The organism is Paraburkholderia steynii (genome assembly GCF_900100565.1).
In the GTDB taxonomy this organism is placed as follows: domain Bacteria; phylum Pseudomonadota; class Gammaproteobacteria; order Burkholderiales; family Burkholderiaceae; genus Paraburkholderia; species Paraburkholderia terrae.
Map to the genome: position 1 here is coordinate 1 of NZ_FNDI01000059.1, position 26,754 is coordinate 26,754.

Sequence of the window (26,754 nt, forward strand, 5' to 3'; positions counted from 1 at the left end):
CGACCCACTGGCTGACCCGGCAAAGTAGCTCGTCGTCCGACCAGTCGGCCTTGGCCACGAAGTGGTGCAATGCCTGATGCCGCGCGCTGGCGTGAAGCGGATCCACGCTTGCGGCCATTGGTTCGACACTCTTGCGTGTCAACGGCAACATCAGGCCTGTGCAGTAAGCCTTCAGTCCTGAGTGGCGATCCGCATGACCCAGGCCGCCAGCCAGATGTTCAATGTACTGCTCAAACCGCCTTTGCGCATCCATTGCTTCTCGCTCTATGCCTGGGTATCCTCATTATATGTAGGTAAACAAGCAATATCACAATTGTTATTTTTATGACACAGTAAGACTAGGGGGCCTGCGCAAAAACTCCAAGGTTTTTTGACGCTCCCGAAGACTGGTGCCGCGCGTGTCGATGCAATTTAGCTGCGAGCGGACGTCAGTGGTGCGCGGTTACAGCGCAGGTCCAACACACAATGGCCTTCGTGCGCACGGGCGCCAAAGACGCTCAGGCTGAACGGCGGGTGGTCGGCGACGACTGTGCTGGCTCTGACGCTCTCGTCGAAGTCGCCGGGGAATGGGAGACCACGCCAAATCATGGAAATCCCGTACGGAAGGTGCATCTGCGTGAAAGCAGGAAGAAGGGTTTGCACCTCTAGAATCCCGCCATCGACACAGACAGTCGGCATAGGGCCGGCTCCCGATAAGAACGGAGACAATCGATGCGCCTTACCTTCCGCACGTTTCGCCATATCGCCCTCGCGTCTAGCCTGCTATTCGGTATTGCATCGCAACATGCCATGGCCGACGATTCGGGAAAGATTACGATCATGGTCGGCGGAATTACGAAGCTGATTTATCTGCCGGCACGCCTTACGGAACAGCTCGGTTATTTCAAGGATGAAGGGCTCGATGTCGAGCTGCTGTCGCAGCCCGCCGGCGTCGACGCCGAAAACGAACTGCTCGCGGGCGCTGTCCAGGGCGTCGTCGGTTTCTACGATCACACCATCGACCTGCAGACCAAGGGTAAGGAGGTCAAGGCGATCGTCGTGTTCGGGCAGGTGCCGGGTGAGGTCGAGATGGTGTCGACAAAGTCCGCCGACGTAATCAAGTCGATGGCCGACGTCAAGGGTAAGACGCTCGGCGTGACGGGCCTCGGCTCGTCGACAAGCTTTCTTACGCAATACCTCGCTGGCCAGCACGGCATCCTATCGACCGGATACACAATGCTGCCGGTCGGCGCCGACGCGAGCTTCATCGCCGCGATCAGGCAAGGCCGCATCGATGCGGGCATGACCACCGAACCCACCGTTTCGGCGCTGCAGAAATCGGGCGAGGCGAAGGTGCTGGTCGACATGCGCTCGGTCGACGGCACGAAGGCCGCGCTCGGCGGCACCTATCCGGGGGCGAGCCTCTACGTGCAGGCCGCATGGGCGGAGTCGCACAAGGCTCAGGCCGGCAAGCTTGCGCATGCGTTCGTGCGCACGATGCAATTCATCCACACGCACAGCGCGGAAGAAGTCGCCGCGAAGATGCCGGGCGACTACCAGAAAGACAAAACGCTCTACGTAAGCGCGCTGAAGGCTTCGCTGCCGATGTACACGTCGGACGGCAAGATGCCCGACGACGGCCCGGCCACTGTGTTGAAGGTGCTGTCGGCCTTCAACCCGTCGGTCAAGGGCAAGCATGTGGACCTGGCCAGAACCTACACGAACGAATTCGTCAGCGCGAAGTAAGCCGGTGTTAGCCGAATGCATTCGTGCGTCAGGTGCAGCCTGACTTTATTGCGCTTCGGAACCGCTTCGCGCGGTGCCGGTTTTCCCCAGGATGTTCCCGATGAACCAAGTTCTACTCAAAGACGCACCGGTTATCGAATTCCGCTCTGTGTCGTGCCGCTTCATTTCTCCCGACGGCAAGGCAACCGTCGCCTTGCGCGATTTCAGCATGTCCGTTGCGCAAGGCGAATTCATCGCAATTGTCGGCCCCACGGGCTGCGGTAAATCGACCACGCTCAGCATGATCACGGGGCTGCTGAAGCCCACCGCCGGCGAGGTTCACCTGATGGGCGCGCCCGTCAACGGCATCGATCCGCGCATCGGCTTCGTGTTTCAGGCAGACGCGGTGTTCCCGTGGCGCTCGGTGCTCGACAACGTGGCGGCCGGCCCGCTCTTTCGCGGCCGCTCGAAATCGGCGGCCTACGACGAGGCGAACCAGTGGTTGCGCCGCGTTGGTCTCGAGAAGTTCGGCAAGCATTATCCGCATCAGTTGTCGGGCGGGATGAGAAAGCGTGTGGCGCTCGCGCAGACCTTCATCAACAAGCCGGAAATCCTGCTGATGGATGAGCCGTTCTCCGCGCTCGACATGCAGACTCGCACGCTGATGCAGGACGAGCTGCTGCAGTTGTGGTCGGCGAATGCGGGCTCGGTGGTGTTCGTCACGCACGACCTCGAAGAAGCAATCGCGCTCGCCGACCGCGTGTTCGTGCTGACCGCGCGCCCGGCGACGCTCAAGAAGGTCTACGAGATCGACCTGCCGCGTCCGCGCGTCACGTCGGAGATTCGCTACGAACCGCGCTTTATCGAAATTTCGCGCGATATCTGGCACGACTTGCGCGAGGAAGTACAAATTGCTTAAAACGACGGCACAACGGAATACACTCATGGCATCTCGTGATAGCTCTGTGAAGATGGAGTTCGACGTCGAATCGGCGGCCAGGATCGAACAGATCGCGCGACGCAAGCTGCGGCAGCGGCACGCCCTGATCATCGGTCTGCGGATTCTCGTGCTCGTGCTCCTGCTCGGCGGCTGGGAACTCTGCGGGCGCCTGAAATGGATCGACCCATTCTTTTTCTCGATGCCGTCGCTGATCTTCCTGCAGATCGTCGACTGGTTCCAGAACGGCACATCGCAGGGGCCGCTGCTCGTGCAGGTCTGGGTCACGCTTGAAGAGACCTTGATCGGCTTCTTTATCGGCTCGGTCGCCGGTATCGTGTGCGGTGTTGTGCTGGGACGCAACAAGCTGCTCGCTGATGTGTTCGACATTTACATCAAGATCGCCAACTCGATTCCGCGCGTGGTGCTCGGCTCGGTGTTCGTGATCGCGCTTGGCCTCGGGATGGCCTCCAAGGTTGCGCTCGCGGTGGTCATGGTATTTTTCGTCGTATTCGGCAATGCCTTCCAGGGCGTGCGCGAAGCCGACCGCTACATGATCGCGAACGCGCAGATCCTGGGTGCTTCGAAGCGCCAGCTGACGACCTACGTCGTGATTCCATCGGCGCTGTCGTGGATTCTCGCGAGCCTGCATGTGAGCTTCGGCTTTGCGCTGGTCGGTGCAGTGGTCGGCGAGTTCCTCGGCTCCAGGCAAGGTATCGGTCTGCTGATTTCGACCGCACAGGGGGCATTCAACGCGAGCGGCGTGTTCGCGGCGATGATCGTGCTGGCCGTGGTCGCACTCGCCACGGACTATCTGCTGACCACGTTGGAAAAGCGCTTGCTGAAGTGGAGGCCCGCTGCGTTCTGAGGCTTGTTTTTCAAAGACAGCCGTCCTTGCCGGAAAAGGCAAGGACGGCGTCGCGTTTTGCCGGCCTCATCATCGGTATGGCCGGATCATGTTGGAGAGTATTGAATGTTGCTTAGCTTGCGTGCGCGTCTGCTGTTGTGGCTGCTGCTGCCGCTCGCGCTCTTTGTCTTCGTAACCGACTACATGTCGTACGTTGCCGCGTGCCAGACAGCCGACCTGCTGCAAGACGCCGCATTGCTGTCCTCCGCGCGAACCATCATCGAAGACGTCGACTGGGAGAACGGTGCGCTGACGGCGAATATCCCGCCTGCCGCGCTCGAAATCTTCGAGTCGCCTTATCAGGACCACGTGTTCTACAAGGTGGTCGCCGGCCACGACCGGCTGCTCGGCGGGAGTCCCGATCTCACGCTGCCCGCGGGCAGCACGCGGTACCCGGTGTTCTACAACACCCGGCTGGGCGAACTGCCGATTCGCGCGGTGGCCTATGAACGGCAGTTGTACGACTCGGGCAAGGCCGAGCAGGTCACGGTCATCGTCGGCAAGACGCAGGCATCGCGGCAGGCCATGCTGAAAGATCTATGGCGTCCGCAGTTGATTCGCCAGTGGCTGATGCTTGCCCTGGTCGTGGTGCTCGTGCCGTTCGGCCTGACCATGGAATTGCGGCCGCTGATGAAGCTCAAGAACGACGTCGCCGATCGCGAGCCGATGGAGCTTGAGCCAATCCGCGTGCACCATCTGCCGTCCGAGCTGCGCCCGATCGTCGATGCGATCAACCAGTGCATCGCGAGGCTGAAGCTGCATACGACAACGCAGCGGCAATTCATCGCCGATGCGGCGCACCAGTTGCGCACGCCGCTGACGCTGCTCAACACGCAGGTGCAATGCGCGACCCAATACGATCCGAGCGATCCGGCGTTGACGGAGGCATTGACGGGCATTCGCCGCACGAGCCAGAAGATGGCGGATATGACGAGCCAGTTGTTGCTGCTCGCTCAGGCCGAGTCGGTGTCGTTGCCGCGCGTGCAGGCCAGGGTCGATCTGGCGGCGGTGGTGTCGTCGGTGCTCGAGGAGTTGGTGGTCGCGGCGCAGCGGCGCCAAATCGATCTCGGCGCCGAGTTGGCTGAGGGCACCTATGTGGCGGGAAGCGAAAGTCTGCTCGCGGCGCTCGTGTCGAATCTCGCCGACAACGCGATCCGCTACACGCACGAAGGAGGAAGCGTAACCGTGCTTTGCCGGCGCGAGGGTAGTCACGTGTTGCTGCAGGTAGTGGACAACGGTCCCGGTATTCCGGCCGAAGCGCGTGCGCATGTGTTCGAGCGCTTCTACCGGGTGGCGAGCGATGTCGAAGGCTCCGGGCTGGGGCTTGCGATCGTCCATCAGATTGCGCTGTCGCACGGCGGTACGGTTACCATGGCGCCGGGCGCAGGACGGGTCGGGCTCGTCATCACGGTTCGCCTGCCCGCGTGGAGGAATGAGGAAAGAGAATGAAGCTGCTGCTCGTCGAAGACAATGTCGAACTCTCGCATTGGATCGTTAACCTGCTACGCGCGGAGAATTTCGCCGTCGATTGCGTGCCTGACGGCGAATCCGCAGATTCCGTGTTGACTACCCAGCGCTACGACGTGGTGCTGCTCGATATGCGTCTGCCGCGCATGAGCGGCAAGGACGTGCTCGCGCGCCTGCGCCGTCGGCGCGACAACGTGCCGGTGCTGATGCTGACCGCGCATGGTTCGATCGATGACAAGGTCGACTGCTTCAGCGCCGGCGCGGACGACTACGTTGTGAAACCCTTCGATGGCCGTGAGCTGGTGGCGCGCATCAAGGCGCTGATCCGTCGACAGTTGAGCGACAAATCGGGCTGGCTCATGTGTGGCGACTTGCAGTACATCTCCGACACGCGAGAGTTCCGCCACAGTGACGTGCCGTTGAACCTGCGGCGTCGCGAGCACGCGATCCTGGAAACGCTGATGCTGCGGCAGGGCAAGACGGTTTCGAAGACCACGCTGATGGACAGCGTGTTCGGCCTCGACGACGAGCCGAGCGCGGACGCCATCGATATCTACATCCACCGCCTGCGCAAGCACCTCGCGGGTTCGAGCGCGCAGATCATGACACTGCGCGGTCTTGGCTACATCCTGCGAACCAGGGATGCGCCGTGAGTGGGCGCACGATTTAACTCGCCTGTATCGGTAGTATCACTAAGTTGTACGAATCAGACGCGAAAGGAGCGTGAAGGATTGAGGTAATTAGGATTCGTCTCATCCGCTGTTCGCCATAGCGGCCGGGCAACCGGCAGGCAGTAACCGGCAGCGGACAAATCAGAAATTCAACGCAGCAATCTGAGGAGACGATCTTGAAGCAAAAGTACCTCGCGTTCGCCGTCGCAGCCGGCGCCATGGCAGCGAGCAGCGCGCACGCGCAGTCCAGCGTTCAGCTGTACGGCCTGATCGATCTGAGCGTTCCTACGTATCAATCGCATGCCGACGCAAACGGCAATCACGTGATCGGCATGGGCATCGGTGGCGAGCCCTGGTTCAGCGGCAGCCGCTGGGGCGTGAAGGGTGCCGAAGACATTGGCAACGGCACCAAGATCATCTTTCGCCTGGAAAGCGAATACCGGGTAAGCGACGGCCAGATGGAGGACCCGGGCCAGATCTTCGATCGCGACGCGTGGGTCGGCGTCCAGAACGACACGTTTGGCAAGTTGACGGCGGGCTTCCAGAACACGATCGCGCGTGACGCCGCAGCGATCTATGGCGACCCATACGGCAACGCGCAGCTCACGACGGAAGAGGGCGGCTGGACGAACGCCAACAACTTCAAACAGATGATCTTCTACGCCGGGAGCGCGACGGGCACCCGTTACGAGAACGGCATCGCGTGGAAGAAGCTGTTCGACAACGGCATCTTCGCGGCCGCGGGCTATGCGTTCGGCAACTCGACGAGCTTCGGCAACAACGCCAACTACCAGGTCGCCCTCGGCTACGACGGCCCCGCATTTGCCGTGTCGACGTTCTACAACCACGTGAATCGCCAGGGCTTCACGAACCAGACGTACTCGGTGGGCGGCAACTATACGTTCGGCATCCTGCGTGCCAACGCCGGCTACTTCCGCTATTGGGGCGACCAGGGTGCGCTCGGACAGCGTCAGGACAATTCATGGACGGTGTCGTTCAAGCTGTCGCCGAAGGGCGCCCTCGACTACGAGCTCGGCTATCAGCAAATGCGCGTGCATAACGCCGCATACAACAGCGACGGCAATATCCCGAACGCGAACATCGGCGCGTTCGATTCGACCTCGGGCCTCCACAATGGCTTCAAGGAAACGCTGTACGGCTCGATCTTCTATCACCTCTCGAAGCGCACGGAAGTCTATCTGGCCGCGGACTACATGAGGCTGCACGGCGGCTACACGGTTGGCAGCACTTTCGGTGCGACCAATCAGGTCGAGGCGACCACGGGTATCCGTACGCGCTTCTGATCCACGTTTCATCTCCTCGCAGTACGCTCCATCAAAGGAGCTTCGGATTGCGGCGGCGGACTTGTCCGCTCGCCGTTTTTTTTCCGGTCGATGCATCATGTTCAGAAACGCTTCCATTCGCGTGGCCAAACGGGGCAGTCGAGTCGGGTTTAGGCTGGTTGCAATGCCGTGCGCAACCAACTACCTCGCTCCGTAGTCGAAGTTATTAGCCCGGCTTTGCGAAAAGGAGGCGAGCAATGAGTAAGCTATCAGTCGTTTGCTGGGTTTGCACGGCCTTCTTGTGCCTTTTCGTTCTTGCCGGGTTCGCAGGATGCGACGCACTGAGCGGACCGCCCGCCCTGGAATGGCCGGGCCCACACGCGCCGTATCCGTTCCCGGACGATATCCCGCATCGCACCTCGTGAGCATTTCGAACGCCGGACGGCGCGAAACGTTCTGGCCGTCGGGTGTAGGCCGACGGATAGTCTGACGCCAGGCCGCTCGGTAGGCGCAGCTGATGGGAGGCAGGGGGCCTCCCGTCAGACACTCCGTGCAAGGACTGTCCGGTGTCGTTACGCAATCAGCGGACGATTGTCTTGAAGACCCGGTTCTTGTCGAGTGTTACGGGGTCGAGTGTCTTGCTTCCAACTCCACTGGATGGGCTCTGATTGACTTCCTCCAACGCGGGTCCGGTGTAGCGTCCCCGCGGCCGGATGACCTTGCCCACCTTGAGTTGCTCCATACAATGCGCGAGCAGGCCAACGCTGCGGGCCGTGGCGAAAAGTGCGAACGCGGCGTCGCGCGGGAGTTTCAGTTGTGCTGCGAGGGTGGCGAGCGCCACGTCGATATTCGGTTTCAGACCGGTAAGTGTCACAACTTTTTCGATGAAGGAAGCGAGTTCCTCCGGCGGATCGAGGCGCTCCAACAGACTGTGCGCTCGCGGGTCGCCGTCTGGATACAGATGATGACCGAAGCCCGGGATCGGGATTGCAGACTGCAAATGACGACCCACAACGTTCTCGGCCCCGAGCCTTTCCACGTCGTCGAACACCGCTCTCACACGGCCCGATCCATCGCCATGCAAGGGGCCGGCGATCGTGGAAAGCCCGGTAAGGAGGCACCCGGCTAGCGATGCGCCCGTGGATGCGGTAATTCTGGCGGCAAACGCAGAACTCGTCAGTTCGTGGTCTGCGACGAGAACCAGTGCGCGTCGAATCAGATCGGCACATTCACTTCCTTGTCCCCAACCGAGCGCGAGCCGTTCATGCGTCAACGTCGCGGCACCGTCGCATCGTGCACCGAATGCCTGCGAAACAAGTGCTACGAGCCGACCCGTTTCCGCGTGCAGCGCGCGGTCCGTACGACCGTGCGTGGAGTGTCCGTTGGCCGCGAGCGCCGCCAGTGACATGAACGCACATTGTCTGCCACGCTCATCTCCCTGTAGCGACACGCCATCCGTTTCGAAAGAAATCGGCGTTGGGGTATTCCAGAGAATAGCAGCGACGTCCTCCAGCGTGGCCGTTTCGGACAGCCGGATACTGTCTCGGCCCCGATAGTACGCGCGCCCTTTGGAGAAGGTGGTAATGCCGCTGTAGATGCAAGGTTCCGTACCAAATATCGTTCCGGCAGCGAGGGCCTCGCGTTTTCGTCCGACCTGTTTCTTCCGGCAAAGCACCGCAACATCTTCTGCGCGATAGAGACTCCTTCTCGGATCGTGCGGATCAGGCATGACGGCGATGCTGCCCCGGCTAACATAGGCGTAGACGGTTTGCGCCTGAACCCCAAGCTGTCTCGTTGCTTCAGTCAAAGTGATCCAGGGGCGCATGGGATTGAGGCTGCGAGAGGCAAGTGGTACGGGGAGCCGGAACGCGCGAACTGGCTTGCGAGCGGCGCGAGTGCTATCGATGCAGTTTCAATAGTGACGTCATTTCAGTTAAAAGTCATCTCGGCCGGCCTGCGTTCGAGAATCTCGACGAGAATGTTGCCAGGTGACCTCACGAAGCAGGCTCTCACGCCTGCACGGATTTGCCTGATCGGCTCGACGATATGAGCCTCACACTCGACCAGATGCTGAAATGCGGCATCGAGATCATCCACAGTCACACCGAAGTGGTCGATACCTTGCACCCGTTCGCCATCAGGAACCTGCACGGGGTGTGCTTTTTCCAGCGCGGTGATAAACAGGTTGATTCCTCCAAGCCGCAGGTCCACCCTGCCAGGTCGACGGACAACCTCGGCGTTAAGACAGCGAGCAAACCATGCAGCCGTCGCTTCCGCATCTGTGGAGCACAGTTGAAGATGATCCCACTTGAATTCAATCATGCTGTTGTCACCAGAAAGTTAGAGTTCAGAGCTCGATGCGGGAGAGTTTGCCGAGCAGCAGTGAGTACGAAAGTGTCCCAAGCAGGCAGATTGCACCCATCAGATTGAGGGCCCAATAGAAATGGCCGGTGTGGTGGGTGATGTAGCCAATCATGAGTGGCGTCGTGACGCCTGCAATATTGGCGGCAAGACTGGTTATGCTGCTGGTCAGGCCGACGTATTGTGGAGGTGCAATTTCGGAGACGGCTGCCCACGACATCGAGCCAACGCCTTGAGCAAAGAAAGCGATTGTCAGGATTGCAATCACCAGTTCATTCGACTCGACGAAGTTGACGAATACGATTGTTGCGCCGAGCAGCGTGCCGATGATCAGCGGCGCCTTGCGTGCTGCGGAGATCGATACGCCTCTGCGGATGAAGAAATCCGAAAGAGAGCCCGCTACGAGAATGCCGAGCGTCGCCCCCATGAACGGCAGCGCCTGGAAGATACCCACCTTGATCATCGACATGTGACGCGCTTCGACAAGATAGGTCATGAACCATGTGGTGAAGAAGACCAGCAAGGTGTTGTTGCAGAACTTCCCCAGGCAAATCGCCAGAACCTGCCGGTAGCCAAGCAGCTTGAACGCTATGCGCCAGTTGAATTTCTCACGCGCCTTTTGCGAGGGTCTCCCCTGGCCTTCGTTGATGTACTGGAGCTCCGCTGCGTTGACGCTCCGATGCCTTGAAGGATCACGATATGCACGGAACCACACCAGGCTGAAAAAGATGCCGAATGCGCCCGTTGCGAAGAACACCGAACGCCAACCATACGCGCTGGAAATCCAAAGAAGCAGGCCGGTGAAAAGTGGCGTTCCGATGTATTGACCCATGACATAGACGCTTGTCGCAAACCCTCGCTCCCGGGTGGGGAACCATAGTGTCACGGCGCGGGCGTTGGACGGGAAGGCAGGCGCCTCAAGCGCACCCATTGCGAACCGCGAGCCAAGCAACATGTGATAGCTGTTTGCCAGGCCCTGCGTGAGCGTGGCACATGACCAGCCAACGAGCGACAATGCATACGCAAGGCGCGAGCCGACTATGTCCGTCAATAGCCCGCCGGGCAACAGGGCGAAAGAGTAGGCGAGTCCGAAGGCGGCGAACAGTTCGCCCATCTGCATCCTGTCGAGCGCGAGATCCTTCGACAGACTTGGTGCAACGATGCCAAGTGCCGACCTGTCGACATAGTTGAGAATGGTGGCCACGAGCAGCATCGAGAGCACGACGTACCTCACCTTCGATGGCTTTGCCGTTGCCGCATAGGAAGCCTGGTCGGGCACTGACAGCGGTTGTTCCTCTACGACTTTCATCGGTGTCTCCTGAATCAAAGATCTGCCTGTTATCTTTTTTTGTCTGGCAGGAGAGTATTTTTATCCGCGGCCTACGAAAGGCATGGTGGTCGCCATGATGGTCATGTTCAGCACATTAGCTTCGAGAGGCAGGCTGGCCATGTGCACGATTGCGTTGGCGACGTGCGTGACGTCCATTCTTGCCTCGGGCGCCATGGTTCCATCGGCTTGCAGGACGCCGCGCGTCATCCGCTCTGTGAGCGAGGTAGCCGCGTTGCCGATGTCGATCTGGCTACAGGCGATGTTGAATGCGCGTCCGTCGAGCGCGAGCGATTTCGTAATACCCGTCACGGCATGTTTGGTCGCGGTATAAGCGATCGTGTTGGGCCGGGGCGAGTGCGCCGAGATCGATCCGTTGTTGATGATTCTTCCGCCCTGAGGCGATTGCGTTTTCATGAGACGCCACGCAGCGCGTGCACACAGGAAAACGCCCGTCAGGTTCGTCGCAACGACGTCGTTCCAGAAGTCGAGGCTGTATTCGTCCAGAGGCACCGCGCCTGCATTGCGGCCCGCGTTATTGAAGAGCACGTCCAGACGGCCGAATTCGTGCGCTATCCGTGAAAATGCCTGTTCAATGGAAGCCTCGCTCGTCACGTCTGCGGAGAACACGCTCGCAGCGCCGCCCGCAATGCGGATGGTTTCGCGAGTCTCAAGCAATGGCTCTTCCCTGCGTCCTATCAGCGCTACGGTAAACCCCGCATTGGCGAGCGCTATGGCGGTAGCGCGACCGATGCCGGAGCCAGCGCCCGTCACTGCTGCGAACTTTTTCGATGCAGACATTGCTTCGTCCCCTTCTTTGTTGAATCGATCATGAAAGAGAATTGCACCGGCACACAGGCGGGAGCAATCTTGATTCGTTCAATCAACATCAAATAGCGCTGCAGGCGGGCATCGAATCAGGGTTTTCCTGATACCGGGATGACGCTGGACACAGCCAGTAACGTGCAAAGGCACGCATCGAAATACGGAAGAGCTGCATCGCGTTAAGTTGATTCATCCAATCAACATTGACCTTGCGAGCTTCTGTTTCGTAGTCTGTGTCGGTCTTTCAATCTCAAGGAAATAACCATGCCGGAAACTAACCCGACCCAACTGTTGATTGCGCGACGGGTCCCGCAAGCGGTGGCGGCGCGCGCAGTCTCCGAATTTCGCGCCTATGTGACCGAATCCGATATGGACGCGTGGTCTGTCGTGGACTTTTGCAAGAAGCACGATGTGCGGGCCGTTCTGATCGGCAAGAAGTCCGGATTGCAGGAGGACCACATTGCGGCGCTTCCATCTACGGTCAAGATCATCGCGAACGCGAGCGCGGGGGTCGATCACATGAATGTGTCTTACGCCCGCGAAAAAGGGATCGTCGTGACGAATGCACCGGACGCGCTGACAGAATGCACAGCGGATTTCGCGATGCTTCTTGTACTGGCGGCCTGCCGCCGTGCATCCGAATATGAAAAGATCATGCGGCGCGGATGGGGCAAATCATTCGGGATGACCGAGATGCTCGGCACGCGGGTCAATGGCAAGACGCTGGGTATTGTCGGGTTCGGGCGGATCGGACGTGCAGTCGCCAGACGTGCACAGGGCTTTGGCATGCGCGTCGTCTATACGGACATTCAGCGTGCTTCGCCGTCGTCAGAGAATGGCGCGACGTTTTTTCCGAACCTCGGGGAGATGCTGCCGCATTGCCAGGTGCTTTCGCTTCACGTGCCGGGTGGCGGTCTTCCGCTGATGACGCAAAAGGAATTCGGTCTCTTGCCGAAGGGAGCGGTTTTCGTGAACGCGGCGCGTGGCGCGTTAGTGGACGAGGACGCCCTCTACGATGCGCTGACATCGGGACACCTGTTCAGTGCGGGCCTCGACGTGTACAGGAACGAGCCCAATGTAGACGCCCGGTTTGCCAGCCTTGAAAATGTGTTCCTTACGCCTCACATGGCGAGCGCGACGGTGGAAACACGCGATCAGATGGGTTTCACCGCATTGGACAACGTCGCAGCTATTCTCGATGGGCGACAGGCATTGAATCCGGTGTGAGCGCAGCGAACACAGACGAATCTCCTGAAAAGCCCGCTGTCACGCGGGCTCTTTGTCCAACGCCATGCGACGTTCAATAACGTGCTGGATCTGGCACTGGTGCAAATGGCGATGTGAAATCGGTTAAGGTGTGGGACTGAACGAACTGATGGTCGCCGATGAATAAGCTGAAGAGTCTTGACGAGTTGTTCGATGGGCGACACTTTGATCACGAGATCATCATTCTGTGTGTCCGCTGGTACCTGCGCTACAAACTCAGTCTACGGGATCTCGTCGAGATGATGGCTGAACGGGGTTGGTCGCTCGCCCACACGACGATCCTGCGCTGGGTGCAGCGCTATGCGCCGGAGTTCGTCAAGCGCTGGAATCGTTTTGGCACGCCCACGGGACAGTCGTGGCGTGTCGACGAGACCTACCTGAAGATTCGGGGCAAGTGCGCGTATCTCTATAGGGCGGTCGTAGTAGAGAGTGAACCAAACCGTGGGAGGTCAGTTCACGCTGCTCGGCGAGTTTGCAGCTGCAGATGTCGTGGTCAACACGGCGAGTTTCTCAACCGAAAATTCTTCGTTGAGGACCGCAACTCTGAGCTGTGCCAGGCAATGCGCTCCCTCGTCCGTCCATCGCATTTGTTGCTTCTTCGCCATGCGATGGCTGACAACCAGGTTCACCGCGGACTCGGCGATGCTGCTACTGATCGGTAGCCCCTTGTGATAACGCGTGCCATAGTTCACGAGCGTACCGGCGTTGGTCTCGATGTAGAAGTACAGGCGGCGCAGGTTCCAGTACAACGTGGAGAACTCGTAGCCTTCCTTAGCCAACAGCGTGGCATCCATGGCCTTGATACGGGACACCGATTGCCGGCCCTTTCCATGCCAAACCAGCCACTTGGCGTGATCGATCTCCGTCCCCACAGCGATTCGCTCGTGAGGCTCCATCGTCTGGCTTCCAAACACCGAGTTCCTCGCAGCCTTGAATTTCATCGCGATGTGAAACCAGTCCAGGATCCTTCCCCTAGCGAGCTTGCTGCCGTCCACAGCTTTGCCAAATTCGCCAGCATTATCGCTGATCACCGTGACTCGCTCGTCTGGAGCCACGCCGCTTGCAAAGAGAAACTGGTCCAGCCGCGCGGGCGCCGATGGCACAAGCTTATGCACGTACGCGTAGAGACGCGGAGTGCGATCAACGAGAGTTGCACGGCCCGTAACGATGTTGACATGGCGATCCTGCGGTATCTTCTGCGCCCAAGGCGATTTCAGCTCCACAAGGTCGCGGGCCGCATTGCGGCTCCTGGGGCTGCTGCTGAAGCTCAGCCACGCTGAGTCGACGCTCACGCAGCCGACGGTGGTCGATTCGCGAACCTGCTCTCCGCTGACCGGTTTTGGTCCAGACGCGATATCGCGGTTGATCTGCGCGTCCAGCGCGCTGCCCACGGCGAGGATTCGACGACGAGTACTACCGAAGGAAATCCCTTTGTCCAGTGGAAGGACCTCTCGAAGTAGCTCAGTGGCCTGACGGTATGGTAGATGGGCGGCCCACTTGGCCTGCAGGTACTCCAATTCCGGTGTCACACGCCGGTGAAGGGCCTTGCACAATGGGCTCAAAGAGCGGCGCGGTCGGCCCTGCTCTGCCGCGCAGCTGCATGACCAGAGCCTCGGACTCGGCACGTCGACCTTGCCAAACACGGTTCGCAGCACGATCGATCGGGCGTCCTTGTGCGCCAGCATCGAGCCACAGCGGTGGCAAGCCATTTGGCTCTTCATCCACCCAGCAGTCTGCTCCGGCACAAGAAACGATTGAACCTCGGCGAGCAAGGCACGACCTTCGGCGAGTGTCAGTCCCAGGTCGGGGAGACTGAGGTCATTTCGTTCCAGCACAGCAAGAACCGTTGCATCAGTCGCACGCGCTTCCCCACCCTCTACGCGGGCCTCGATGACCAGTCGCATAGCACCTCCGATCGGTTGGCCCGAGCTCGGTGTTTCATGTCCGTGGTCTTGGTAGGTCTTGCAGTCGCGCTTCCCGGCTACTACAAGCGAACTGACGATCTCTTGTTGGGCTTACACCTGGGTGACCGCCTTGCCTGGCAAGCGGACGTATAGACTACGCGGCACCGAACGGCTGATAGGGGGCGCTTGCGCCGATCGCCGCCTGACGCGCAAGAAGAAAAAATGCCCCATGCATGAGACAACAAGCGGCCAACAGGAGGGAGGTCGAGCTTATTCAAGATCGCACTTCGTGTCCGTGCGCAAAGTCGCGGTGCGGCTTGCAAAGGCGCAAAGAGTTGCATATGTTCATACGTAAGCCACCGATCACGAATTTGGAATCTCGCTGGCCGACCATTCACGCGAATGATCACTACATCTGGAGAGCATCGGTCATGGTCGAGCAAAAGCGGATTCATGCTGCGATCCTCGCCGCAGTGATCGCCTCGATTGCGCCGATGTGTCAGGCGGAAAACACCACCGACTGGCTGGCGAACACCTATGGCACCCTCGCCGCCCACGTGGGTAACACCGCGCGTTCCATGTGGGTCGCGCCCGAAGGCGTCATCTACACGGCCTCAATGTGGGACGAGTACGAGGGAGGCGTCGCTGTCTACCAGGGCGGCAAGAGCCTCGGCTCGATTGGGGCGCACGGAGAGTTTCAGGGCGGGGCGATCACGGGCAGCGCGACGTCGATCTTCGTGGCACTGCAGCCCGGCGCGACATACGGAAGTGGTGCAGTGGGCCGATACAACCGCACCACCAGGACTCGCGATCTTTTGATTCAGGTCAGTGCATTTAACAACCTGCCCCGGGTCGACGTCGTCACTGGACTAGCCACGGCGGCCTCGCTCCTCTATGCGAGCGACTTCTATGGCAACCGCGTCCGGATATTTACCACCGACGGTATCTGGAAGCGGGACATCAACGTCACGGGCCCGGGTGCCCTCGCCGTGGATGGCGCGGGCAATGTCTGGGTCGCACAGAAGGGTGAGGGCTCGGTCGTCGAGTTCAGTCCAACCGGCGCGCTGTTGAACACCATCCAGATGCCGAGCGGGGCGCGGCCATCGGCGCTCTATTTCGATGCGTCATCGGGGCAGCTCATGGTTGGGGACGAAGGCCCCGACATGAACATCAAGCGCTATAAGCCCTCGGGCGCGCCGACGCTGGCCGGTACATTCGGCATTCAGGGCGGTTATCTCGATACCACGACGGGAATCAAAGGGCAGGTTGGCGACAAGCGCTTCACCCGCGTCACTGGGATCGGCAAGGACACCGCAGGCAACCTCTATGTGCTCAACAATCCGTGGGGCGGAAGCTGGGATCTCGGCCGCGACGGCGGCACCGACATTCACTCTTACAACAGGTCTGGTCGGCTTCAATGGAAGCTTCAGTCTCTCAACTTTGAGGGGATTGTCGCTCCGGACCCGGGTAGCGACGGCGTCTACTTCTATGGAGGCACCAACATCTACACAGGCACCGCTGGGGGAACCTTCGTAGCGAACACTGTCGATCCGATCGACTATCCATCCGATCCACGCATCAACATCAACGATCGCTCACGGGACGAGCACTTCGGTCAACTTGCCACAGTCGGCGCAAATCGGATCCTCGTGGTGTCCGGCCAGAATCCCGATATCTTCTATTTCTTTCACTTCAATGCTGCGAATGGCTACATCGCAATACCGGACGCCACGCTCCCCGGTGCGGCGTTCAAGACGACCGCAGCGGTCAGGGACGGATTTTGCATTGACAGCAAAGGAGGCGTGTGGGCCGGCCTGGACAAGACCGGTTACATCTACCACTATCCGCTGATCGGCTTCGACGCCAGCGGCAAGCCAACGTGGGGGTCCGGTATCCCCATTCGCATTCCCGAGAGCATCAAGCCGTTGACGCGCATCGTCTACCTGGCAGACAGCGACACCATGATTCTCGGGCAGGGGATTGTTGGGAGTACGGACTGGACGTCGATAGGTACGCGGATCGAGGTGTATCACGGCTGGAGCGCGGGCAACACCACGACACCCAATCCGGTGATCAACCTCACCCACGCTGGCGCCAAGTCGATTGACGCGGCCGGTAGCTATCTATTTGTCGGCTACTGGTTCGGCAGCGGGCAAGCTTTGCCAAACATCGACACCTTCAATCTCGCTACAGGCAACCTCGACGCCACGCTGGTCAACACCAGTACAGGTACCGTCGACGCCAGCAGCGCCATCGATTCGATGTACGGCATCAGGGCATACCGTCGGTCGACGGGCGAGTACGTGGTCACGAAGAACAACGTCAAAGGTTCCAGCATTACCGTTTATCGCTGGACGCCCTGATTGTGCGTTTCGTTAGCGAGAGGGGGGCTTGTTATAACCGCTTCTGCTCCGCATAGCATACTCACGGGTGAACGGCTACGTTGGGGAAAATCAAACGGTCGCTGGGGGGCGACTTGCACGACTTGCGGCGCCCATCATCTGGCTGAGTGCGGCCAAGAAGAGACAATCGACTGCTCGGCGAATATGGTCGACAATCGGCAACGACCACGTTAGAGCTACCGGCGAGACTTATGACACAGATCGCTATCGTATTACACGGACCTACCAGCGCGGGAAAGAGCAGCTTGGCCAAGGCGCTTCAAGATAGTTCCGAAATTCCGGTGTTTCACATATCACTTGATGCATTTGTCGAGATGTCGCGTAGACGTGACATGCGATCGGACGAAGAGTTGAATCAGGCGCTCAGGCTACATCACTTTAACTTGCAGTCCACTCTGAAGCGCGTAGCTGCAAGTCATTTCGAAATTGTTCTCGATCTTGTGCTTCGCGATACAACCGCCTTCGAAGAATGTATTTCTGCGCTCGCGCCTCGTCGTACATACGTGATAGGTGTTCGTTGCCCGCTAGATGTTTTGGAAGAACGTGAACGCCACAGGGCAGACCGTGGAGAAGGAATGGCCCGGTCGCAATTCGGGCATCCAGCCTACTCAAGGCCCTATTCGATGTGCTTGGATACATCGACTTGCAGTCCCGAAGAAGGCGCTCGACGTATCCGCTCGTTTATCAACGCGGGGGCGGAATGACCGCTCTCGGTATCAGCGAATGACTCAAACGGGTCGACTGGAGCTTGTCGCATCGGGCAGCGGTCGGCCAATTGCAGTCATTCGACGACTACAGGAGAATCGTTGACAATCGCCGCATGCGGCTTGCCGTCGTCGCCCCCGCCCCGACGGTCGCGATGTCTTCGGCATGTGTGTCGCGGCTCCAATCGATTCAAGTTTCCGTCGCAACGGCCGTTAGGCCAAGATATCCCTTTGCACCGAACCCGTCCTTGCCCGTCCGGCGAAAGGCCGGCGGCTTGTTGTACGAGTTCGCTCCGCGTTCGGATGTAGTGCTGCCACCAGTGCTCATCCGAAGATTTCGATTCTGCGTAAACCCAATGAAAATTCTCAAATTATCATTTTTTGTGCTCTTACTGGCGGCAGGGGTTGTCCAAGGTTTCGCCGCACCGATTGATAAAGAAGTCGCCGAAAATAGAACGGAAGCGCTAACACCGGAGCAATCCGCTGCTGTCGAAGCAGCAGTGCAAGTCATCAAGCGTGCTCCCGGCGCGTTGCATCCACCTGCGATCCGGCGTGATTTGGAACGAGAAGAGCTAATCAAACAACTGGTGGCGTGCATTGGTGGTGGGGATGCAATGCGGATCGAGCATTCGACGGCAGACAATTTGCTCGCTGAGACCCAAAAGCATAATCCTCAAATCGCTCCTGAGACGTGGGATGCTATTCGTCAAACGATGAATGAAGACATTTACGCACTGTTTTCGACCAATCTGCCTTCTTCTCTTTATTTCATAACGATTGATAGAGTCAATGCAGCCCATCTCTCGAACGATGATATTAAACGCCTGGTCTCTCTCTACCAAAGGGAGCCTCTTTTGTCTAGGTTTGAGAATTCACAAACCCCTGACAACGCACATGGCGTAGACGTCTTGATAATGGGTAACGCACGAATTGTGACTAAGATTGTCAATGATGCACTTACGATCAACAATGCTGGAGTTCAAATTTCGACGCCAATCTCTTCATCGGATGCTTTGCCCGTACGACATTGATACCAACGCGAAACGCTATAACGAATGACCGCTTGCAGCAAATCTGACGGACCGCAGAGGGTCTACTTCAGCCGACCGCGTCGGGCACAGGTCGGCCACGAGCAGACATTCGACGGGGGTGCAGAGATCGCAGACAATTGCACAATACCTTGGCCAGCCGAGAACAACCGGTTTGACGTTTCACGTATGCGAGGGGCATTCGGCGTTCTCAATATTGCGATCGTTCGAAGCGAACCATCCGAATCCGCGCTGTGTCGACGCCTAGACCAATCCAGCGATTGAATTTCCGTGAAAATGATGAAGCCTTTCTTCCAGACAATACTTAGTCCCTCAGAAGGAGCATTCGCGGTTGGATCGTTCATTGTCCTTGTAATTGCGATCTTCGTTTTGTGGCCGGCCATTTCGCGCAAAGCTGACAAAAACGCTGGGCAGGTGCTCGCGCAAGCGCGTGTTATCGCGTCGTTTGGTGGGCCAATCTTCCGCATGGGCGGAGCGTTTTATAGGGTAACCGCTTATGAGAGACATCTCGTGGTGTGTTTACTCGTTGCCCGGCAGTATCCATACCAGAACGTTCGAGTGGTGCGGGACGAGCATACGAAAGGCGGAAAACTGACAATTGCGCTGTACGGTGTTCGCGCGGAACTTCAGGGCAATGCTGACAGCATTCACCGCCTTGCAAAAGTGCTATCTCAGCAGGGTTGTACACGAACCTAGCAAAGCAGGCCCCGCGCAAGGTCAGCTGCCGGCCGGTTTCGGTCGCGCGCTGGGAATCGCGACCGTGCAGGACTCCGTTGTCCCTGCTGATTGCATAAGGCAGTGAGCGGCCAGTTTCGGCCATTCGACATACCCCGCTGGATCGTCGACAATAGTGCGCTGCCTAGAGCGCAGGCGCTCGAACTTTTCCGAAGATTATGCTGCGTGAGTCGATATGAGCTTTCATACACAGGTCTGGGTTTATCCCTTTGACGGCGAGCCACTGGATGCAGTTGGATCACGGCAGGAACTCCTTGAATTTCTCGATGAACGAGCGTTGAGTCACGACGTCTTGAGCAACTTGTTCGAGGCATGTCAATCTGCGCTACCGACATCAACCCTCTTCTTTCTGGATAGCTGGTCAATCATTGCTCTCTTCGCCAAGTTGGCGCAGTGCCTGCAAAACGCTTCTTTCGCTGTCAAGGGCTCAGGAGACGATCCTCGAGACATATGGAGTCGAGAGTACGCCAATGGAAGAGCAACGTTTGAAGCTGGCCCATTCTAGGAGTAACCGTCCTCGAGCGGCCAGTTTGAGTCACTCGACGGGGGGGCTGGATTGTCGACAATTGCGATGCACGTGTGCGTAGCATCATGCGCTCGAACTGCTCCACTTACCATTTCGAAAATGACGGTCGAAGAACTACGGCGAAATTTGCTCCGGCTGGTTGAAACCTACGTGACAGATTCCGGTGTTCGCAATGAACTGGAGTCCTTGGTAAATCGGCATGCCATCCCGGCGAAAGGGGTCCTTGCTCAGTTGACACCCTTCATGTCTGGGAGGGTTTCGGAATCCGACCGGGCGATCATCGGCGAAATCGCATTTTACTTTTGCTGACCGGCACGTGGGCGTAGTGGGTCGGCCTCAACCTCCTCCGTCGGGCAACAGGCGGACACATGGAGACGTTCGACACCGTCACTCAAATGGTCGAAATCGATCGCCCGACGTTTCGCTACCCGCGATCTACCGCTCCTACCTCACCTTAAAGCACTCGAATTGCACCATGTATAGACCGTGGAAACCCCTTGGAGAGGTTTTAAAAGGCGACTGGCCGGGCTTTGAATTGACCACGAAAGGTCGAAGTTTAACGGTTGACCGTTACGTATGGCGCAATCAGGTTTGCGTAGGCGGGATGCGAATCCACTTCGAACAGAGCATTGCCGGTCTCTACGTAGTCGACGAAAGTGTTGAGGTCACGGCCAACTACTCTGCTGTCCCGTCGGTATTCGATAACTCTGATCCGACATGGCGCGGATGCGAATTGTGGTTTGAGGAGAACAGTTCGCGAATCGAGTTGTATGGCGAGCTAGGGAAGGTCAACTATGAGCGCTTGAACAGCTACTACATGGTTGGGCAGGATGTCGTGCTTGTCGTCGATGCCGAAAGTGAGCCGATCGTGAGCGAGCTGGCAGCCGCAGTATTGCCGACTTGGGAATGACTGTTTTCGGGAAAGTTGAAGGTCCGTAAAGCGTCGGATTCGACATCGATGCCTCGGTCATCGATAATCGCGAAAAAACCGAGGGAAAGCATGTCACAAGAAACCGATCTTGCCCGCAGGCGCTTATATAAGCGTGCGATTATGGCCTATTCGGGTGGCGCCGGGATGGTACTTCTCGCTCTCGCCATATCAATTCACCACGGAACTGGTTGGAGACCGGCTCTGGCCGGAATGCCGCTCTACGTAACAGTGTTCGGTGGTATCACGTACCAGTTCATAAAGGAGCTGCGCGCGCTAAACGGGAAGCGCTAGCGGTGGCTCGCTCAGACCGTCGAGTGTCCGCTTTTCGCGATCTCGAACGTCTCTTCAGGGTCGCAAGTACTCATTCACTCGGATCGGCACGCGACATTCGAGGCTACGACGGCGCGAACGGCGGCAAAGCGCCAATCAGCTGCGTCACGGGGGCCGACACGCCAGCGTCAGCAAAGGCCGATCAGCGGGCATAGCCGGCGGGGCAGGTTGGGGCAGGGAAGCTGAGTCGGATGCCGCCGCTTGACATAAAATCCGTTGACGCTGGCATAGCGATGTTGCTGTCTGTGTGTGCGTGTTCGCGGACATTCCACACGAGCACACTAGGAACGGGGACGTTCAACGGACTTTGTTGAAGAACTTCGGCGAATCCTCTGCATGCCTGTGTCACGGCAGGGCGGTGTACTGGTTTGTCTTCATCCGCTCACGATCGTGTTGCCGGGCGAACCTGAAAAGATCGTTGTGGTTGGATACTCACCCGCGTCAGTGCCATCGATATGCGAATCGCCACGTGATTCGCCCAAGGATGTTAGTGTGCGCATGCCCAGCCGCCGAAGCCGGTGGGCATGCACAATGAGCCTTGGATGCTGGCGTAGCCGCGCCAACCCTTGAATATTTATGGCGATGCCCTCACGGGCGCGTTGTCGATCACTGGCAGGAGAGCACGACGAGGCCGTTGACGTCGCCTGTGTTGGGCAGATGCGCGCCGTACGCAACGGCGAGCAGAGGCTTCGTGATGTCGTTGCCCATCGGTTGCGACGCGGTCGTGACGCCGCCGCCCATCGACGTTCCTGCAGCCATGGCGCTTGCCTTCGTGATGGTCGCCGCAGTATCCGAGCCGATCGTGACCGTTGCGTTGAAATTCACGAGGCTGAGGGTCGTCAGATCGAGTGTTGCCGTTGCGGACACGAGCGAACCCGGAGCGACGTTGCCCGTCGCCGAGGAGGGCGAGGTTGCCATCAGGTTGGTACAGGAAAGGCTACCGGCGCTCGTTGTCAGCGTGAGCGGCGAACCTACTGCGTAATGTGCACCCTGATTCGCCGTGTAGTTTCCGCCGCTCGAGTCCGAACCGTGGGTCCACCGGCCGATGGCAACGTAGCCGCCCGCGCCGTTGACATCGGCGATCGTGCTGTGCTTGGTGAGCGAGATAGCGGGCCCAGTGGCGGCGGAGAGGGTCGTGAACGAGCCGCCATAGTTCGCCTGCTGCACCTGGCTGGTCAAAGGGGCATTCGCTGCGTTGAACATGGACCCCGAGATGCCATTTCCCGTCAGCGAGTCGGGCATGAACACGGCTGCGACCATTCCGTTCACGCCCGTAATTGTCGCCGCCGAGCCTTGATAGATCCAGTCACCGACTGTGGTCGTTTGAGGTGGGGAGGTCGTCTGCGTTGCAGCCGACGATCCCGTTGAACCGCCGCCGCCACCACAAGCCGCCAGCATGATGGCGGCAACCGCGATGAAAATTCCCGTGTATTTCGTGTTCATTCTCAGTCTTCCGTTGATATTGTGGTTTGCTGCGCACCTGCATATGGCAGGTTCCTCGGCGCACGCCCCACCTATTACGGAATATCTGGTAAGAAATTTAGAGGCATTTAGATTTCATGCGCTTTGGGTCGGGGCGGGCGGATGCGATGTGCTATCACGAAAAAGATCAGCATCTCCTCCGGATCGACGCTGCGGGAAAGCGCAAAAGTACGGTGTTTTAGGGCGTCGCTTTACCCTCTCTGAGTCACCACCATGCCGATACGAGGCGAACTGAAGAGGCGACATTTGAGAAGGCTTCACGCGCAGCGCGCTTTCACACGCTCTCGATTAGGTGCGGCCAACTGCATCGTGCAGTGGTCGACCATGAGACACTGTTCGATGGTTTCCAATGAATGGCTCAAGTCAGGCACCGGGACGTGACTGAACCGTGACCGGAACGACCGCGGTCGGGCCAACTACCTTCGGTCACTATCGAGATGTCTGCCCACTTCAAATGACAATTGAGCACGCGATAGCGAACGTTTTATTCGGCATTGTTTGATCAGTGAGCGACGGTGAGTATGTAGGGCACTGCCGTCATCCGCGAACAGTGAGAAGAGACTGCCCAGGGTCGATGACAGCCCGTCGAGGCCGCGGATTCCTTCGGAACGAAAGCTCGGCGATCCAAGCGACTAACAATTCAATTTATTTCAATATCCTTTCTCTATAACGCCAGTCGCGGATTACATTTGATTTGACAATTCACGTAAATTTAACCGCTTAACAATTCGCAATTGCTTCGAATTTTCCTTTAAAGGAAATATTCCTAAAGTTTTGGTAAGCGCTGCCGACAACCGTCCCAGAAGTTCGAGCAGGTTGTCATGCGACTTGCATAAATCAAAGATCAAACGGGGAACTGGCCGACTGAGAGCGGCCGGGCAGCGGTATGTCGAGGCAATCTGTCAACGGTGGCGTCGGCGGCAAAGTCCGCCGGGTCGTGCAGTTCTGTTTGTTTTCTCTGACAGTGATGTCGGTGTCTGCGCACGCGGCGGGTGTCGTCGCGGACGGCGGTACGGCCACTTCCGTATCGACGGCCGCGAGCGGCCACCAGACCGTCAGCATTGCGCCGGCCGTCGGCGGTGTATCGCACAACACGTATAACGTTGTGGGACAACAAATTCTCGAGCGCTGTCAGGCCGCTTGACTCGTCGCCGACGTTTTCTCCTGGATCGAATGCTCTGGCGAATGCCACGCAGCAGGCACAGAATGCGATTTTGCAGTCCTCGCTCTCCGATGCGGTAAAACGACAAGCGCTTAACAATCTGAGTGACGGCAATTTTGTAACCAATACGGTAGGTTCTGGCGGTTTGAAGAACTCTGTAACGGTACGGTTTTGCGGCGGAAATCCTTGTTGAAATCGCTTATGACTTTTGATCCAGTAAAGCTTCGAAAGAATGCCTTTAGTGAAGGCATGCTCAACTTCCTGCTCGAGACGGAGTACAACGCGGCGCGTCCAATGGGGAACGTGGCGGCGAGCGAATTGAATGTTGTCATCAGCGCCTGGCTGGTCGGACTGGAGCCCGAGGTCTCCCGGGTTTTGTCGCGTTGCCTGGATTGGCTTGATAGAGCGATCGCTGCTGATGAAAAATTCGGGGCCAACCAGGATCTCCATCGACGGAATCTCCATTGGGCCAAAGCCATTGCGTACTGGATGGAGACTGGCTCCGATGCGGTTGAATGGGAGTCGGCCAGGGTTTTCGAGGAAGCCGCGTGGCGATACGAAAAACGTCCGTGGCCAACAAACGAGATCGTTCGTGACGGCTTGGACGACTATATGGCTTTCGCATATCAAACGGGGGACGAATCGTCGCTCGATGGGTATGAACACGGAATCGAAATGTACGAGCGTTGGGTGGACAGCCAACCTCCACAGTTGTCTAAAGTGCTTAAACCAAGAGAGTACGCTTATGCTCTCTGTCTGTATCATGCACGCCCCGATATCGCTCATCAGTATTCGTACGATACGGCGAGTCTATTTACTGCCGGACGGCGCATGCTACGGGGGAATCTTGAATCGCGATGGTTTGGGGCCGGGCAGTACATCCGTGGCGCAACCTGGCTCAAGATTGTTCATCGGTGTGGCGATCAGCTTCTCTCCCCGCTGGACACAATACGGAAGGCCTACGATGATATGCCGAATGTTAAGAGCTAACGCGGGGAAAAGATAAAATCGTAGAGTCGCGGCAACGCTATTAAAGCGAATTTCGCTTCCCCCTCCCGCATGCTGACAAACAGCACGCCAGAGTCGGTCAGGTATTTGGCGAGTTGTGCCACTTCGCCGTTGAGATAGCTGAATGGCTTCACATGGCTCGCGGTGTGGCCTGTTATCGCATCGATGGATGCTATCGCCTGACCCGCCCGTCGCCTGCCTGGTCGAACGGAGAAGCTGTCTTGCCGCTCATGATGAAATGGGTCAGCCGCTGTTCTGCCTTGATCAGATCTCCAACACGCGCGCTCGCAAGCTGCGAGTCGTGAACCTGGAGAACCACTTCCAGCGTTGCCACCGCCGATGGATCGAGTTGCCACGAGCCATTTTCGTTGCCGCGCCGGATCCCAGCTTCGAGACCCGCCTCAGCCATGCGGTACAGATCAAGCGCGACGGGCATATAGCCCATTTCGCCGAGATAGAAAGTCAGGTAGATCGTGCGTGTCAACTCGTTAAAAAGATGAGAGCTGCCATGGACCCCGCCACAGGCTGCAAGTGCGAGATGGTATCCCAATGAAATTTCGGTGATCCTGGCTTGTGGGAGCGGGAGGAGGGCGTTCTTCGACGGGATAACCCGACGCTTGCCAGAACGTCCACTGTGTTTGGAGCGAGGCATCGTAAAAACCTCGTGGAATGAAAACGCGACATCGCGGGCGGGCGGTTGTTCGGGCATATTGCCTTACGCCGACACCGGCACGTTAGGGGAGAATATTCGGGATAGCAATCCCGAATATTCTCGCAGCTCGGCCCTGCAGGCGAGCAATGTTTTCCTGCGACACCGCACGAGCGGGAAAACTCTCACAGGGGGCGCAGTTCGGCGGTCCTGCCACGATAGAACGGCATCATCCTCGCGCTTCCAGGTGTCGGGGCGGCCGAAGCCGGGATTCCACAATAGACGTAGGGGTCACCTTTGATGAGAAAAGAGATCAACATGGGCAGCAGCCAGGCATTTTCGCGGCCGGCACGTCTGCTGAAACTCGGTTCCTGGATCATCGCGATCGCCTTCGCGATCTTCCTGAACATGCTGGGCTCGCTGGTGATCCGCGATCTAATGTACGCGCCGCGTGGCGGGCCACCGGATGCCGCGCAGTTCAGCGATGTAGCGACCTCACAGCTCGATGCGCAGGTGCGTGATTTGCAGCTTCAGCGGAACGCACTGAACGACAGGATCGAGAATACTCGCATTGCTCACGACCGCGCAGGCAAGCTGTACGTGGAGGCGCGTGAGAGCTTCAGGAACTGGATCGCGACCCGACAGGCCACAGGGGATAGCCGCAATGATCCGGAATTGCTTGCACGGACACAGAAGCTCGACGGACTTCAGGCGAGCGTCGCGGGCTGGCAAAGCCAGCAGAATGCGCTCGCCGATGAGGCCCGGCCGATCGACGCGCACCTGAAGCAGTTGCGCAGCGAGATGGCGGCCGCCAGGCAGGCCGCCGACAAGCGCTACGAGGCGGCAAGCCGTCGTTACGAACTCGTCGTGTTCGGGTGGCGCCTTGCGTTGACGCTCCCGCTTCTCGTCGTTGCCGTATGGCTGTTCATCCGCTTTCGCAAAAGCCGATACTGGCCGTTCGTGTACGGCTTTGGCCTCTTCACGCTGACAGCGTTCTTCGTCGAGCTAGTCCCGTACCTGCCCAGTTTCGGAGGATATGTACGCGTGCTGGTGGGTATCGCGCTCGTGGTGTTCGCCGGGATCTACATGCTCCGTGCGTTCCAGAAGTATGTCGAGCGAAAGCG

General features: G+C 58.4%; 24 protein-coding genes and 1 pseudogene. 16 read left to right on the forward strand and 9 right to left on the reverse strand.

Annotated features, from left to right (window positions below; genetic code table 11):
- Positions 1–253 (reverse strand): transposase (locus BLT65_RS44945; RefSeq protein ID WP_143036641.1); only part of this gene is annotated, 253 nt, incomplete at its 3' end.
- A gap of 458 nt (positions 254–711) precedes the next feature.
- On the opposite strand from BLT65_RS44945, the gene BLT65_RS44955 reads away from it, so the two are divergent.
- From BLT65_RS44955 to BLT65_RS44980, 6 genes are all read left to right on the forward strand, one after another.
- A complete protein-coding gene (locus BLT65_RS44955) occupies positions 712–1,725 on the forward strand; it encodes an ABC transporter substrate-binding protein (protein WP_091790521.1) in 1,014 nt (337 codons plus the stop codon).
- Positions 1,726–1,825: 100 nt separating this feature from the next.
- The gene (locus BLT65_RS44960; protein ID WP_091790522.1) at positions 1,826–2,623 is read left to right on the forward strand and encodes an ABC transporter ATP-binding protein; all 798 of its coding nucleotides are present in this window, start codon (positions 1,826–1,828) and stop codon (positions 2,621–2,623) included.
- Positions 2,624–2,675: 52 nt separating this feature from the next.
- Positions 2,676–3,509, forward strand: coding sequence for an ABC transporter permease (locus BLT65_RS44965; protein ID WP_091790523.1), 834 nt, complete (start codon positions 2,676–2,678; stop codon positions 3,507–3,509).
- A gap of 105 nt (positions 3,510–3,614) precedes the next feature.
- On the forward strand, positions 3,615–4,997 hold the full coding sequence (locus BLT65_RS44970; RefSeq protein WP_091790524.1) for a sensor histidine kinase: 1,383 nt from the start codon (positions 3,615–3,617) through the stop codon (positions 4,995–4,997).
- A complete protein-coding gene (locus BLT65_RS44975) occupies positions 4,994–5,668 on the forward strand; it encodes a response regulator (protein WP_091790525.1) in 675 nt (224 codons plus the stop codon). The genes BLT65_RS44970 and BLT65_RS44975 overlap by 4 nt, the downstream gene beginning before the upstream one ends.
- Before the next feature lie 194 nt (positions 5,669–5,862).
- Complete coding sequence (locus BLT65_RS44980; protein ID WP_091790526.1) at positions 5,863–6,990, forward strand: porin; 1,128 nt, start codon at positions 5,863–5,865, stop codon at positions 6,988–6,990.
- Between the two features lie 559 nt (positions 6,991–7,549).
- Here the strand turns inward: BLT65_RS44980 and BLT65_RS44985 are convergent.
- The 4 genes from BLT65_RS44985 to BLT65_RS45000 all read right to left on the reverse strand — a co-directional run bounded on the left by BLT65_RS44985 (position 7,550) and on the right by BLT65_RS45000 (position 11,458).
- Positions 7,550–8,794 (reverse strand): citrate synthase, encoded by a 1,245-nt coding sequence (locus BLT65_RS44985; RefSeq protein ID WP_091790527.1) that lies wholly within the window; start codon positions 8,792–8,794, stop codon positions 7,550–7,552.
- Between the two features lie 104 nt (positions 8,795–8,898).
- On the reverse strand, positions 8,899–9,291 hold the full coding sequence (locus tag BLT65_RS44990) for a VOC family protein (protein ID WP_091790528.1): 393 nt from the start codon (positions 9,289–9,291) through the stop codon (positions 8,899–8,901).
- 25 nt (positions 9,292–9,316) lie between these two features.
- Positions 9,317–10,639: an MFS transporter gene (locus BLT65_RS44995; protein ID WP_091790529.1), complete on the reverse strand. Its 1,323-nt coding sequence runs from the start codon at positions 10,637–10,639 to the stop codon at positions 9,317–9,319.
- A 60-nt stretch (positions 10,640–10,699) separates the two neighbouring features.
- Positions 10,700–11,458 carry an SDR family oxidoreductase gene (locus tag BLT65_RS45000; protein WP_091790530.1) on the reverse strand — a complete coding sequence of 253 codons (759 nt, stop codon included), beginning with the start codon at positions 11,456–11,458 and terminating at the stop codon, positions 10,700–10,702.
- Positions 11,459–11,746: 288 nt separating this feature from the next.
- Between BLT65_RS45000 and BLT65_RS45005 the strand changes: the two genes are divergently transcribed.
- Both BLT65_RS45005 and BLT65_RS45010 read left to right on the forward strand, forming a co-directional pair.
- Positions 11,747–12,709, forward strand: coding sequence for a 2-hydroxyacid dehydrogenase (locus BLT65_RS45005; protein ID WP_091790531.1), 963 nt, complete (start codon positions 11,747–11,749; stop codon positions 12,707–12,709).
- Between the two features lie 158 nt (positions 12,710–12,867).
- Positions 12,868–13,167: pseudogene (locus tag BLT65_RS45010) on the forward strand (IS6 family transposase); the annotation flags it as partial.
- Between the two features lie 30 nt (positions 13,168–13,197).
- Here BLT65_RS45010 and BLT65_RS46980 read toward each other — a convergent pair.
- Positions 13,198–14,652, reverse strand: coding sequence for an ISKra4 family transposase (locus BLT65_RS46980; protein WP_143036711.1), 1,455 nt, complete (start codon positions 14,650–14,652; stop codon positions 13,198–13,200).
- A 431-nt stretch (positions 14,653–15,083) separates the two neighbouring features.
- Between BLT65_RS46980 and BLT65_RS45025 the strand changes: the two genes are divergently transcribed.
- The 5 genes from BLT65_RS45025 (at position 15,084) to BLT65_RS45055 (ending at position 20,978) form a co-directional block, all read left to right on the forward strand.
- A complete protein-coding gene (locus tag BLT65_RS45025; RefSeq protein WP_091790534.1) occupies positions 15,084–17,015 on the forward strand; it encodes an SMP-30/gluconolactonase/LRE family protein in 1,932 nt (643 codons plus the stop codon).
- A gap of 230 nt (positions 17,016–17,245) precedes the next feature.
- Positions 17,246–17,758 (forward strand): chloramphenicol phosphotransferase CPT family protein, encoded by a 513-nt coding sequence (locus BLT65_RS45030; protein WP_091790535.1) that lies wholly within the window; start codon positions 17,246–17,248, stop codon positions 17,756–17,758.
- A 356-nt stretch (positions 17,759–18,114) separates the two neighbouring features.
- On the forward strand, positions 18,115–18,789 hold the full coding sequence (locus BLT65_RS45035) for a hypothetical protein (protein WP_091790536.1): 675 nt from the start codon (positions 18,115–18,117) through the stop codon (positions 18,787–18,789).
- A 288-nt stretch (positions 18,790–19,077) separates the two neighbouring features.
- Complete coding sequence (locus BLT65_RS45040) at positions 19,078–19,503, forward strand: hypothetical protein (RefSeq protein ID WP_143036712.1); 426 nt, start codon at positions 19,078–19,080, stop codon at positions 19,501–19,503.
- Positions 19,504–20,543: 1,040 nt separating this feature from the next.
- A complete protein-coding gene (locus tag BLT65_RS45055) occupies positions 20,544–20,978 on the forward strand; it encodes a hypothetical protein (protein ID WP_244187089.1) in 435 nt (144 codons plus the stop codon).
- A 957-nt stretch (positions 20,979–21,935) separates the two neighbouring features.
- Here BLT65_RS45055 and BLT65_RS45065 read toward each other — a convergent pair.
- Entirely contained in the window at positions 21,936–22,772 is an 837-nt protein-coding gene (locus tag BLT65_RS45065) for a hypothetical protein (protein ID WP_091790542.1), read from the reverse strand.
- Positions 22,773–23,760: 988 nt separating this feature from the next.
- On the opposite strand from BLT65_RS45065, the gene BLT65_RS45070 reads away from it, so the two are divergent.
- Together BLT65_RS45070 and BLT65_RS45075 are read left to right on the forward strand one after the other, a co-directional pair.
- Positions 23,761–23,955, forward strand: coding sequence for a hypothetical protein (locus tag BLT65_RS45070; protein ID WP_238270847.1), 195 nt, complete (start codon positions 23,761–23,763; stop codon positions 23,953–23,955).
- A 219-nt stretch (positions 23,956–24,174) separates the two neighbouring features.
- A complete protein-coding gene (locus BLT65_RS45075; protein WP_091790543.1) occupies positions 24,175–24,963 on the forward strand; it encodes a hypothetical protein in 789 nt (262 codons plus the stop codon).
- On the opposite strand, the gene BLT65_RS47560 is transcribed toward BLT65_RS45075, so the two are convergent.
- Positions 24,960–25,115 (reverse strand): hypothetical protein, encoded by a 156-nt coding sequence (locus BLT65_RS47560; protein ID WP_167306665.1) that lies wholly within the window; start codon positions 25,113–25,115, stop codon positions 24,960–24,962. The two genes, BLT65_RS45075 and BLT65_RS47560, sit on opposite strands and share 4 nt — an antisense overlap.
- A 38-nt stretch (positions 25,116–25,153) precedes the next feature.
- Positions 25,154–25,690, reverse strand: a complete 537-nt coding sequence (locus tag BLT65_RS46985) for a hypothetical protein (protein ID WP_143036713.1) — start codon at positions 25,688–25,690, stop codon at positions 25,154–25,156.
- Positions 25,691–25,948: 258 nt separating this feature from the next.
- On the opposite strand from BLT65_RS46985, the gene BLT65_RS45085 reads away from it, so the two are divergent.
- Positions 25,949–26,754 (forward strand): hypothetical protein (locus tag BLT65_RS45085; RefSeq protein ID WP_244187091.1); only part of this gene is annotated, 806 nt, incomplete at its 3' end.